This is a genomic window from Pontitalea aquivivens (assembly GCF_046507575.1).
GTDB classification, from domain to species: Bacteria; Pseudomonadota; Alphaproteobacteria; order Rhodobacterales; family Rhodobacteraceae; genus Pontitalea; species Pontitalea aquivivens.
On sequence record NZ_JBKFEY010000031.1, the window covers coordinates 16000 to 27319 of the forward strand.

Sequence of the window (11320 nt, forward strand, 5' to 3'; positions counted from 1 at the left end):
TGAATGAAAAGGAGGCCTGGATGGATTTCCAGATTGCGCTGATTCTGTTTCAGGACGGGATCACCTCAGGTGCCGTTTACACAATGCTGGCGCTTGGTTTTGTTCTTATCTTCACCACGACGAGGATCATCTTTGCCTCTTATGGTGATCTGATCGCCTATGCCGCGCTGACGTTGCATGCGCTGCAGAATGGCCGCCTTCCGGGGACGGTGCTTCTGGTGGTGGTGCTGGCTGTGGTAGCCACCCTTGCCGAAATTCACCGCCTTGTGCGCAGCGGCGACACCCGGCGGATCGGGCATGCCCTTTTGTGGTGGCTGGCGTTTCCGCTTGTGCCGGTGACGATTGGCTATGCGCTCAGCGGATCTGACCTGCACCCCGCCGTTGAAATGGCGCTGACGATCTTTCTGGTGTTGCCAATCGCACCCCTGCTTTACCGCATCGTGTTCCAGCCGATCGCGACCGCGTCCACCTTGACGCTGCTGATCGTGGCGCTGGTCTTGCACTATGTCATTTCGGGTCTGGCGCTGATGTTCTTCGGGCCTGACGGTGCGCGAACCACGGCCTTCATCCGCGGCTCGGTCGACATCTTCGGGCTGACCATCCAGTCCCAACTGATCGCGGTGCTGGTCGTGGCGATCCTGCTGTCGATCGGGCTATCGCTGTTCTTTGCCAAGACTATTTCTGGCAAGGCCCTGCGCGCGACGGCCTATAACCGTGACGGTGCGCGGCTGGTTGGAATTTCCACCGACCGCGCGGGCGCCATCGCTTTCATCCTTGGCGGTTTTATCGCTTCGGTGGTTGGCATCCTGATCGGGTCGTCGGTCACGATCTACTACGACTCTGGGCTGATGATTGGCCTGAAGGGCTTTGTGGGCGCGGTTCTCGGCGGCTTTGTCAGCTATTCGATGGCCGCCGTCGGGTCGGTTCTGGTTGGCCTGACCGAGGCTTATTCCTCGTTCTTCGCCAGCGCCTACAAGGAAATCATCGTGTTCCTGGCGGTCATTCCGATCATCCTGCTGCGCGTGTTCCTGTCAAAGTCCGTCGTTGAGGAAGAGGAGGAACACTGATGATGACCGACAGACAGCAAATCCTTTCGTTGCCCCAAAACCCGCACAAACGCACCCTGGCCATCGTTGCCGCGCTTGCGGTGCTTCTGGTCGCACCGCTGTTCTTCAGCTCTTTCGCCATCTCATTGTTCAATCTGGTTGGCATCTATGCGATGGCCACGCTTGGGCTGACGCTGTTGACCGGGTCAGGTGGCGTCACCTCTTTCGCGCAGGCAGCCTTCATGGGTGTGGGAGCCTATACCTCGGCCTATTTCAGCCTTCGATTGGGCCTTGATCCCTGGCTGGGGCTGATCGCCGCCCTGGTGCTGACCGGCATCTGCGCGGGTCTGATGGGGGCTGTCACGCTGCACCTGGGCGGGCATTACCTGCCGATCACAACGCTGGCCTGGGCTGTGGCCCTGTTCATGGTGTTTGGCAACCTGACCGCGGTCGGGGGCCACAGCGGCATCGGAGATATCACGCCGATCTCGATCTTCGGCATCGCGCTGGACCGCCCGCAAAAGGCGTTCTACCTGGTCTGGGGCTTTCTGGTGCTGTCGCTGTTCGGCGCCGCCAACCTTCTGTCGTCGCGTCAAGGTCGAGCAATCAGCGCTCTGCGGGGTGGTCCTGCCCTGGCAGAAAGCCTTGGCATCAACGCGCTTCGGATGCGTCTGATCCTGTTCCTTCTCGCGGCCGAGCTGGCCTGCGTGGCGGGCTGGCTGTTCGCACATACGCAAACCTTCATCTCACCCTCCTCATTCGATCTGAACCAGGGCATGCAGATCCTTCTGATGTCGGTGCTGGGCGGTGTGGGCAGCATTTTTGGCGCGGTGGCAGGTGCCGCGGCGGTGACCTTCGGCAAGAATGCCATTCAGGATCTGGTGCCGCTGATCGGCCTGAACGCCGGCACCTTCGAGATCGTGATTTTCGGGATCGCTTTCATCCTGATCATTCAAAAGGCTCCCAAGGGACTTTCGCCGATGCTGGCTCGCTTCCTTCCAGAACCGCCACGTAAGAAGCTTGGCGAAAGCGCTCACAAGGCACTGCACTACAATCGTGCCGGCCGGCCGGGATCTGCCGACATTCTTCTGCAGGTCAAAGGGCTGCAGAAGCGGTACGGAGGCCTCGTAGCTGTGAACGATGTTTCTTTCGATGTACGTCCGGCGACAATCCACGCCGTCATCGGGCCGAATGGAGCGGGGAAAAGCACGACCTTCGACCTGATCAGCGGGATGCAAACGCCGACCGCGGGTTCGGTGTACTTCAACGGGGAGCGGATCACAGGAACGAAGGCGCGGTCATTGATTGGCAAGGGCCTCTCACGCACCTTCCAGCACGTCAAGATTCGGCCGAACTACAGCCTGTTGGAAAACGTGATGATGGGGGCGCACTGGCGGATGACGGCCGGGTTCCTGGCAGGCGTCCTACGCCTTAACCAGCGCGAAGAATTGGCTTTTGCCGACATGGCCTTGGCTGCACTGCGCGAAGTCGGGCTTGACGCCACCCCCCACGCTCAGGCCGGAAACCTTGCACTTGGTCCGCAGCGCTTGCTCGAAATCGCGCGTGCGTTGGCCTCAGATCCCCGGATGGTGGTCTTGGACGAACCCGCAGCTGGTCTGCGCGCACAGGAAAAACAGGCCTTAGCTTCGCTGTTGCGCCGGTTGCGCCAGTCCGGGGTGACCATTCTGCTGATCGAGCATGACATGGATTTCGTGATGGGTCTTGCCGACACCATCGTAGTCCTGGAGTTCGGCCGACTGCTTGCCGCCGGAACGCCCGATGAAATCCGCGCCAACGAACGGGTCCAGGCAGCCTACCTGGGAGAGGAGGTGTGATGGAACTCTTGAACGCATCTGACATCAACGTCAGCTATGGCAAGATCAGCGCGATCCACAACGTCTCGATGCAGATCCACGAGGGTCAGATCGTGACCATCGTGGGTCCGAACGGCGCGGGGAAAAGCACTTTCCTCAAGTCGCTGATGGGCTGGCTTCCCTATGAGGGCAACGTGCGGTTCGGCGGCCGCGCGGTTGATGCTCTGAACCTGCAGGACCGGGTGAGCCAGGGCATGGTGCTTGTCCCCGAAACGCGAGAGCTGTTTTCGCAGATGACAGTGGCCGACAACCTGCTTTTGGGCGGCTACATCCATCGCAACAAGGGCCGTGCCGGGCTGAAGGCCGATCTTGACAAGATCTATGATCTGTTCCCGCGTCTGCGCGAACGGATGCACCAGCAGGCGGGCACGCTTTCGGGTGGGGAACGCCAGATGCTGGCGCTGGGGCGCGCCTTGATGAGCCGCCCGCGCCTGCTGATGCTGGACGAGCCGAGCCTTGGCCTTGCCCCCCTGATCGTCCGCGAGATTTTCGCGGCCATCGGGCAATTGCGCGCGTTGAATGTCAGTATCCTGCTGGTCGAACAGAACGCGCGCGCCGCCCTGCAAACGGCAGACTACGGCTATGTTCTCGAAACCGGTGAAGTGCCTTTGCACGGCCCCTCGGCGGATCTGCTGAAAGATCCGCGGGTCACCCACGCCTATCTTGGCTCTTCGGCAACCTGAGCCTCGATGATTGCTGAAACTCAATGTTCCAACGGGAGGAATGGACTATGAAAGTGAAACTAGGACTTGCCGCATCAGTCGCGGCCATGGCGCTTCTGGCTTTGACAAGTGCCGTGCAGGCCGATGTGACCATCGGCGTCGTGCATTCGCTGACCGGTGGTGCGTCGGCCCAGGGTGTGCCGCAGAACCAGGCCATCGCGCTGGCGCTGCCCAAAGAGATCGGCGGCGAAAAGGTCAAGGTCATCGTGCTGGATGATGCCACCGACCCGGCGGTTGCGGCGCGCAATGCGACCAAGCTGATCGAAGACGAAAAGGTCGACCTCATCATCGGGCCGACCATCACGCCCAGTGCCATCTCGATGGCGCAGATCGCCACGGCGGCCAAAGTGCCCTACATGCCTGCCGCGCCGGTGAAGCTGGGCGATGCGCGCGATGAATGGATCTTCAACGTGCCGCCGCCGCCCGAAAAGTGGATCCTTCCCGTCGTGGCCGACTTCAAAGCGCGTGGGATCAAGACCGTCGGCTTCCTTGGCTTCTCGGATGCTTGGGGCGACATTAATATGGCCGCGCTGAAGAAATATGCGGCAGAGGGCGGCTATGAGATCATCGCCGACGAACGCTACGCTCGCGCCGACACCTCGGTGACCGGTCAGGTCTTGCGGCTAGTTTCGGCCAACCCGGACGCAGTGTTCCTTGGTGTTTCGGGTGCGCCGGGCGTGCTGGGCAACCTCTCGGTCAAAGAGCGGTATCAGGGCCCGATTTACAACAGCAACGGCGTCTTCAACGCCACCTTCCTGACGCTGGGCGGCGCGGCCCTTGAAGGGGTGCATGCCGTGATCGGCGCCATCGGTGTTGCGGATCAGCTGCCTGAGAGCGAAGCGCGCAAGGCTGTCGCGCTGGACTTCGTCAGCAAATACAACGCTGAACATGGCGAAGGCAAGGCCGATGCGATTTCGGGCTTCGGCTATGACTCCGGCCTGATCGCCGTTGCTGGCATCGAGTATGCGCTGACCAAGGCCAAGCCGGGCACGCAAGAGTTCCGTGCGGCCTTTGTCGAAGGTCTGCGCAACCTTGACCGCCTGCCGGGCACCCACAGCTACTACACCTTTGCCGACCCGACATGGCCGTGGGGCGTGGGCGATGACGCCGCGTTCCTCGTGAAGGTCGAGGGTGGCAAGTGGCGCCTCGCCAACTGAGCAACCGCGCGTCATGCCGCTTTGCGGCGGCATGACGTCCCCACAAGAAGGGTTCTATCATGTCTAGCGCCATTCCAGGCTTTCATGAACTGCGTATCTACAAGATTGAGCCTGGCCGTGTGCAAAACATGGTCGAGCGCTTTCAAGGTGGGCTGTCGTGGCTGTTTCCGCGTCACGGCGTGAACGTCATCGGCGGCTGGTGCGGCATCATCGGGCCAGAGAACGCCAACTTCGTCTATCTGATGCATTGGCGCAGCTTTGAAGAGCGGCAGGCCGCCTTTACCGCCTTTGCTGCGGACCCTGACTGGCACCGCGTTCGCAAAGAGACAAATGCCGGCTCGGAATTCCTTGAGGAGTTCGAGATCCATCTGCTGCAACCATTCCTGTCGCATGGACTGGACCGGGCCCTACCCTTTGACAATCCCGACGCGGTGCATGAGCTGACGATCTATCCCGGCAAGACCGGCATGTTCGGACCGATCCGCGACCGCATGACGGAATACGAACTTCCCCAGCGCGAACGGATGGGGGCGCGCACTCTTGGCGCCTTTGACGCCTTGACCGGCCCGCGCCTTCCGACCGCTCTGAGCCTGGTCGAGTGGCCGAACCTAACGGCCTGGCAGCAGGCGCAGGTCGCCCCTGTGGCAAGGCAGGCCCTGATCGACCGCGTTGCCGACGAAAAGTCCCGCCATGGTCGCCAGGCGCTTGGCCGGGCAACGCAATACGTTCTTGAGCCAGTTCGCGTCGACTGGGCTCCGATCGAACGGACCAGAAACTGAAGCAACCGCCGCAATCTCGCGGTGCTACTAACAAGGACATGTCATGCGGCTAGTATCTTTTGAAATCGACGGACAGTCGAGCTACGGTCTCGTCGAAGGGGACCACATTCGCGAAGCATCGGCCCCCTTGCGCGCGAAATACCCCGACCTGCGGTCGGTGCTGGCGGCGGATGCCCTGAACGATCTGGGTCAGTCGGTGGGTCGGCGGCTGGAGTTTTCCGAGGTGACCCTGCGGTCGCCGCTTCCCAACCCTGACAAAATCCTGTGTGTAGGGCTCAACTACCTGACCCACATCAAGGAGACCGGCCGGGACGCGCCGAAGCAGCCTTCCTTGTTCGTGCGCTTCCCGTCGTCGGTCCGCGGACATGGCGTGCCTTTGATCCGCCCCCGCGTGTCAAAGCAATTCGACTTTGAAGGTGAGCTGGCGGTGGTCATTGGCAAACGCGGGCGCCACATCGACCGTGCTACGGCCCTTGATCACGTCGCAGGATACAGCGCCTTCAACGACGGCTCGATCCGCGATTTCCAGCGCCACACCACCCAGTTCTGGCCGGGCAAAAGCTTTGACGACAGCGGATCGATGGGGCCTTGGCTGGTCACCAGCGATGAGGTGCCGGACCCCACGGCGCTGCACCTTCGCACGCTGCTGAACGGCGAAGAGATGCAGTCTGCCCCGCTGTCAGACCTTGCCTTCACCATCCCCGACATCCTGGCCTATGTCTCGCAAGTGACCGAACTGCTGCCGGGCGACGTCATCGCCACCGGCACCCCGGGCGGCGTCGGCCTGTTCCGCGAACCGCCCGTCTTCATGAAGCCCGGCGACCGGATCGATGTTGAGATCACCGGGATCGGCACCCTGTCGAATACCATTGTCGACGAAGTGGCGAGCTGAGCCGACCGGCTTTGCAAGCCTGGGAAGGACCGCATGACCGATACGAACCCGCATTCCGAAACCGCGCCGTTTTGCGCCGGTGATCTGGCCGAAAAGGCCGTCTTCGCCCGCTACCGGGACGCCACGCCGATTGGCCCTTGGAATGCGACCATCGCGTCACTTCTGGCGCATCGGTCCGTGCGATCCTTTCTGCCCACACCACTTGCGCAAGGCACTCTTGAAACGCTCATCGCTGCGGCTTCGTCAGCGCCGACCTCTTCCAACCTTCAGGCCTGGAGCGTGATCGCCATCACCGACGCCGGGCGCCGCGCCAGTCTGGCCCGGATTGCGGGAAACCAGCAGCACATTATTGATGCACCGCTGCTGCTGGTCTGGATCGCAGATCTTTCGCGGGCCCAGCGTCTGGCCACAGACGCCGGGCTGAACCTTGACGGTCTGGACTATACCGATACCTTTCTTGTGGCATCGTTGGACGCCGTTCTTGCGGCGCAAAATGCCCTGATCGCCGCAGAATCGCTGGGTCTGGGCACCGTCTACATAGGCGCGATCCGCAATGACGCACAGGCCGTAGCCGACATTCTTGAGCTGCCGCCAAATGCCTATGCCGTCGTCGGTCTGGTGATCGGCCACCCCGATCCGGCAAGCCCGACGGCGATCAAACCGCGGCTGCCGCAATCCGCCATTCTACACCGCGAACGCTATCGTGCAGAAGACCCCGAGGTGCTGGTGGCCCATGACCGCGCCACCGCCGCGTTCCGGGCGGAACAGGCCCTGCCCGCGCAAAACTGGCGCAGCCTGGTGCTGGGTCGGCTGCAAACCACCGCGGGGCTCAGCGGCCGCGAGCGATTAAAAGCCGCGCTGGAACGTCTGGGGTTTCAACTGGGCTGACGGGGCCAACAAATCCCTTGAGATCACTTTTGATGCAGGCCAATTCTGAGTAGTCAGCCAAGGCAGAGGCACAAATCCAATGCAGAAAGGCAATAGATGATCGCTGGCGAACGGCACTCCATCCGGCAATCAACCCGGCGTCTGGGGTTGTCAGACATCGTATACAACGAAATCAAGGATCGCCTGCTGCGTGGAGAATTCCAGACGTCGGACGCCATACCCATCGACCGGCTTGCGTCAGAGCTTTCAGTCAGCCGACACCCCGTGATGGAGGCGCTGAAGCGGCTGTCGGTCGAGGGGTTCATTACCATCCTGCCCCAGATCGGCTGCCATGTCCGGCGCTATGAGCCGAATGACATCTCGGATTTCTTCCGGCTTTTCGCGGAAGGCGAAGCCCTGATCGCCGAACTTGCTGCAGAACGCGCAAGCGCGGCAGACATCGCCACGCTGAAGGAAATCTCGGCGCGGATAGGCATGCTGCGCGAGTTGCGCGACGATCCCGCCATCGGGCTGGAATACCGCCGGCTGAACCGCCAGCTTCATTTCGAGATGCGTAGGGCCGCGCAATCGGAGTCGGTAGCGGAAATCGTGGAAACCCTTGGCGACCGCAGCGACTTCTTCATTGCCGCGTCGCGGCTGCAAGTGTTCGTCGACCGCCTGTCGCGCGCCCATGACGAGCATGAGGCAATCATCGCCGCAATCGAAGACCGCAACCCCAGCCGCGCCCGAGCGATTATGCGTGCGCATATTCTCCACATCGAAGAACGCTTGCGGGCCGCTTTCAGCTAAGCCCGCAAGCGGTCATGCCGCCCGATGGGGGCGGCGTGCCGTGGTCAGGGCCGGGCCATGCCGCCCAGTTCCTTGCCGACAATATAGCCAAAGGTCAGGGCCGGCCCCAGCGTGATGCCGGCGCCCGGATAGGTGCCGCTCATCACCGAGTTCATGTCGTTGCCAACGGCGTAAAGACCCGGGATCGGCCGATGGTCGGCGTCAACCACCCGCGCAGCGCCATCGGTTTGCAGGCCGATGGTCGACCCGATGTCACCCGGAACGATCTGGATGGCGTAGAAGGGGGCCGTCTCGATCGGCGCAAGACAGGGATTCGGCTTGACGGCCGGATCGCCGAGATGTGAGTCGTAGATGTTTGATCCCTTGCCGAAATCTTCATCCACACCCGCGCGGGCAAAATCATTGTGGCGGGTGACGGTCTGGGCAAGTGTCGACGGATCGACGCCGATTTCGCGGGCGAGCGCTTGAAGGGTGGCCGCCTTGCGCAGATACCCGCTGTCCAGATAGGGCTTGCGCGGGTAAAGTCCCGGCCGCACCAGCCCCATCCCATACTTGCCCAAAAACTTCTCGTCGCAGATCAGCCAGGCCGGAACACTACCGCCCTGACTGTCATCCAGCATGCGGAGCATGAAGTCATGATACGAACTGGCCTCGTCTACAAAGCGGCGGCCCGAGGTGTTCACCGCGATCAGGCCTGGCTTTGCCCGGTCAAGAAAAAGGTGGGGAAACCGGATCACGGTGCCATCGCGCTTCTTGTGCAAGGAGACCGGCGTGTAACTGACCGGATCGACGACATCTTCGGCAAGCCGGCCGCCAAGGCGCAGCGCAAGCTTCTGGAGCCCGCCCTTGTTTTCCTTCGGTGCCATCGTGAAGTGGCTTTGCGGGGTTGGGGTATAAGTCTTAACAAACGCCTCAGAGGCAGGCGCCCCCCCGCCCGCAAGCACAATTCCGCAACGCGCGGTAATCTGATGCTCCCGCCCACCGTGCCGGAACCGCACGGTATCGACGCGATCGCCGGTCTTTTGCAGATCGACCACATCGCAGCTGTCAAACATCGGAACTCCGGCATCCAGTGCCGATTTCATCAACTGCGCCGCAAGGGAGTTACCCTGCACAAGGCGCGTGCCCCGTGGATGGCGCAGACGCTGCAGAAGATAGCTTGAGACCATCTTGGTCGAAGCCCAGAAATCACGCGGAGAGTGCAAGGTGCGCATCAGCTGCGCGATGTCACGGGCACTGACCATCATGCCGCCAAGCACCAGAAACTCGCGGATCGGCCGACGCAAGCGCCTGAACCACGGCCCAAGCGCCGCCCCGTCATAGACCTGGGGGTCAAGCGCCCGGCCACCTGTCTTGGCACCGGGGCGATGGGGCTGGTAATCCGGGGCAAGCGCCCGCGGGATCAGCCGAAGCGCGGTGTGCCCATGCATGAAATGCACCATTTCGGCGCCATGCGCGATGAAGGCATCCACCAGATCGGGCCTGAACTTGTTCCCCGCAATGGATGCGATATAGGTCCGGGCCTCCTCAGGTGTGTCCCTGTGACCGACACTTTCCATCATGGGATTGCACGGCACCCAGACCACCCCGCCGGACATGGCCGTGCTGCCACCAAAAACCGAGTCGCGCTCCAGCAACAGAACTTCAGCACCAAAATGCTTGGCGACGACTGCCGCAGACAGCCCTGCGGCCCCCGATCCCAGTACAATGACATCGGCGGCTTTTGGAAATTCAGACATCTCTCACTTCCCCAGTTTTGTTCTTCATCTGCGATACAAAACTCTTCTCCCGCTCAGGATCAGAGACATCAAAGTTTCTGACCCAATCCAACCCCAATCGCAACCGTTATTGATCTATTTTATCGTTAAAGACTGAGATTATCGTCTAAGTATCCTTGGACTATCTGCCCGTAGCGAATGCATTGTGCCTGCTCGTCTGGATCAACTGGGCCTAATCCGGTGATGATTGTCTCGGGTAGCACATCCCGCTTGGGCATGCCTCGGCTGATCGACCTTCCGGGCCGGGGTGATTCACTTTGCCGCTGTCCGATTAGCCCGCAAATACAGGGGCTTTCACCGCCACGGGCCGCACCCGTTTCCAGTCCAGCCCCTCGAGCAGCGCCATCAACTGGGCGTGGTTGAGCTGCACCCGGACAGGCCCGATCCGCGGCCAGCAGAACGAGGACTTTTCCAGCCGCTTCGCAAACAGGCACACGCCGGTGCCATCCCACCAGACGATCTTGACCCGGTCCGCCCGCTTCGCCCGGAACACGTAAAGCGCGCCGTTGAATGGATCTCTGCCGGCATCGCGCACCAGCGACAGCAGGCTGTCCGGGCCCTTCCGGAAGTCCACAGGTTCGCTGGCCAGATAGACCTTCACGCCTGACGGCATCATGCTGAGCGCACCGCACGCAGGATCCGGCGTAGCGCAGCTTCGCTGACGTCCGACCCGACACGGATCGTCACCCCGCCCATCACGATCTCCACCAAGGAAGTCTCCGTGACCGCCGTAATGTCCGCGTCCTGCTTCTTGAGGAAGGCCTTGCGCCAGCCGAACAGCTGCGGCGGCGAAATCCCCAGGCGGCGTGCCAGCGCCGAAACGTTCACGCCCGGCTCCAGCGCCGCCGCGAAGGCTGTCATCACGTCCGCCGTGCGCTGCGCAGCACCTGGGGCCGGGTGCAGATCGGCAGCGGGTTCGACTCGATCTCGAGGCGCACCCATTCGTCACGGTCGCGATCGGGGATCATCCGCGCATAGAGCGACAGGCCCAGGGTGTTGACCGTCTCGAACGTGTCGGCCGGGGCGTAGTAGATTTCGAAGAGCCCATCGACGCCTTCGGGATAGAAGATCGCCTTGTCGGTCGGCACGCCGAAGCCCAGGCCACCCCGGTAGCGGCGGAAGGTGATGCCGCCAAAACTGACCTCCTCGCCCACCCTGCCCCGCAGATCGGCCGCAGCGGCGGTGTTGAGATAGGTCTCGCGCACCTCTCTATGCGCCACCAGATCAGAAAAGAACGCCGAGCCGCATTCGGCGCGCAGCTGCACCGCACCGGCGGCGAGCCCGCCCAGACTGTCCTCGACGCTCTCGATCAGCGCCTGGCAGCGCTTGCGCAGCGCGCCGGAGGCCGGGCTCGCGTTATCGAGGTCGAAATCCACCTCTGTCGCCGGGGTGATA

General features: G+C 62.0%; 12 protein-coding genes. 8 read left to right on the top strand and 4 right to left on the bottom strand.

Annotation, left to right across the window (positions count from 1 at the left end; translation table 11 throughout):
* Nucleotides 1-20: 20 nt before the first annotated feature.
* The 8 genes from ACK8OU_RS18045 (at nucleotide 21) to ACK8OU_RS18080 (ending at nucleotide 8147) form a co-directional block, all read left to right on the top strand.
* Nucleotides 21-1067, top strand: a complete 1047-nt coding sequence (locus ACK8OU_RS18045) for a branched-chain amino acid ABC transporter permease (RefSeq protein WP_410304748.1) — start codon at nucleotides 21-23, stop codon at nucleotides 1065-1067.
* On the top strand, nucleotides 1067-2881 hold the full coding sequence (locus tag ACK8OU_RS18050) for a branched-chain amino acid ABC transporter ATP-binding protein/permease (RefSeq protein ID WP_410304749.1): 1815 nt from the start codon (nucleotides 1067-1069) through the stop codon (nucleotides 2879-2881). The genes ACK8OU_RS18045 and ACK8OU_RS18050 overlap by 1 nt, the downstream gene beginning before the upstream one ends.
* Nucleotides 2881-3603, top strand: a complete 723-nt coding sequence (locus ACK8OU_RS18055; protein ID WP_458524360.1) for an ABC transporter ATP-binding protein — start codon at nucleotides 2881-2883, stop codon at nucleotides 3601-3603. The genes ACK8OU_RS18050 and ACK8OU_RS18055 overlap by 1 nt, the downstream gene beginning before the upstream one ends.
* Before the next feature lie 47 nt (nucleotides 3604-3650).
* Complete coding sequence (locus tag ACK8OU_RS18060) at nucleotides 3651-4799, top strand: ABC transporter substrate-binding protein (RefSeq protein ID WP_410304751.1); 1149 nt, start codon at nucleotides 3651-3653, stop codon at nucleotides 4797-4799.
* Nucleotides 4800-4858: 59 nt separating this feature from the next.
* Nucleotides 4859-5578, top strand: coding sequence for an NIPSNAP family protein (locus ACK8OU_RS18065; protein WP_410304752.1), 720 nt, complete (start codon nucleotides 4859-4861; stop codon nucleotides 5576-5578).
* A 43-nt stretch (nucleotides 5579-5621) separates the two neighbouring features.
* On the top strand, nucleotides 5622-6470 hold the full coding sequence (locus tag ACK8OU_RS18070; protein ID WP_410304753.1) for a fumarylacetoacetate hydrolase family protein: 849 nt from the start codon (nucleotides 5622-5624) through the stop codon (nucleotides 6468-6470).
* 33 nt (nucleotides 6471-6503) lie between these two features.
* Nucleotides 6504-7358, top strand: coding sequence for an NADPH-dependent oxidoreductase (locus tag ACK8OU_RS18075; RefSeq protein ID WP_410304754.1), 855 nt, complete (start codon nucleotides 6504-6506; stop codon nucleotides 7356-7358).
* Nucleotides 7359-7505: 147 nt separating this feature from the next.
* The gene (locus ACK8OU_RS18080; RefSeq protein WP_410304755.1) at nucleotides 7506-8147 is read left to right on the top strand and encodes a GntR family transcriptional regulator; all 642 of its coding nucleotides are present in this window, start codon (nucleotides 7506-7508) and stop codon (nucleotides 8145-8147) included.
* Between the two features lie 44 nt (nucleotides 8148-8191).
* Here the strand turns inward: ACK8OU_RS18080 and ACK8OU_RS18085 are convergent, their stop codons facing one another.
* The 4 genes from ACK8OU_RS18085 to ACK8OU_RS18100 form a co-directional block, all read right to left on the bottom strand.
* Nucleotides 8192-9886, bottom strand: coding sequence for an FAD-dependent oxidoreductase (locus ACK8OU_RS18085; protein WP_410304756.1), 1695 nt, complete (start codon nucleotides 9884-9886; stop codon nucleotides 8192-8194).
* Between the two features lie 310 nt (nucleotides 9887-10196).
* Nucleotides 10197-10526 (bottom strand): IS66 family insertion sequence element accessory protein TnpB, encoded by a 330-nt coding sequence (gene tnpB / locus ACK8OU_RS18090; RefSeq protein ID WP_410304757.1) that lies wholly within the window; start codon nucleotides 10524-10526, stop codon nucleotides 10197-10199.
* 11 nt (nucleotides 10527-10537) lie between these two features.
* A complete protein-coding gene (locus ACK8OU_RS18095; protein ID WP_410304758.1) occupies nucleotides 10538-10786 on the bottom strand; it encodes a transposase in 249 nt (82 codons plus the stop codon).
* On the bottom strand, nucleotides 10786-11320 hold a 535-nt coding region (locus ACK8OU_RS18100; protein ID WP_410304759.1), incomplete at its 5' end, for a major capsid protein. The genes ACK8OU_RS18095 and ACK8OU_RS18100, both read right to left, overlap by 1 nt.

What these genes read in the sequence shown, in the direction of transcription:
- ACK8OU_RS18070 (WP_410304753.1), top strand. Translation starts at nt 5,622, where the DNA reads ATGCGGCTAGTATCTTTTGAAATCGACGGACAGTCGAGCTACGGTCTC.
- ACK8OU_RS18055 (WP_458524360.1), top strand. Translation starts at nt 2,881, where the DNA reads ATGGAACTCTTGAACGCATCTGACATCAACGTCAGCTATGGCAAGATC.
- ACK8OU_RS18045 (WP_410304748.1), top strand. Translation starts at nt 21, where the DNA reads ATGGATTTCCAGATTGCGCTGATTCTGTTTCAGGACGGGATCACCTCA.
- ACK8OU_RS18095 (WP_410304758.1), bottom strand. Translation starts at nt 10,786, where the DNA reads ATGACAGCCTTCGCGGCGGCGCTGGAGCCGGGCGTGAACGTTTCGGCG.
- ACK8OU_RS18085 (WP_410304756.1), bottom strand. Translation starts at nt 9,886, where the DNA reads ATGTCTGAATTTCCAAAAGCCGCCGATGTCATTGTACTGGGATCGGGG.
- ACK8OU_RS18075 (WP_410304754.1), top strand. Translation starts at nt 6,504, where the DNA reads ATGACCGATACGAACCCGCATTCCGAAACCGCGCCGTTTTGCGCCGGT.
- ACK8OU_RS18050 (WP_410304749.1), top strand. Translation starts at nt 1,067, where the DNA reads ATGATGACCGACAGACAGCAAATCCTTTCGTTGCCCCAAAACCCGCAC.
- ACK8OU_RS18060 (WP_410304751.1), top strand. Translation starts at nt 3,651, where the DNA reads ATGAAAGTGAAACTAGGACTTGCCGCATCAGTCGCGGCCATGGCGCTT.
- ACK8OU_RS18065 (WP_410304752.1), top strand. Translation starts at nt 4,859, where the DNA reads ATGTCTAGCGCCATTCCAGGCTTTCATGAACTGCGTATCTACAAGATT.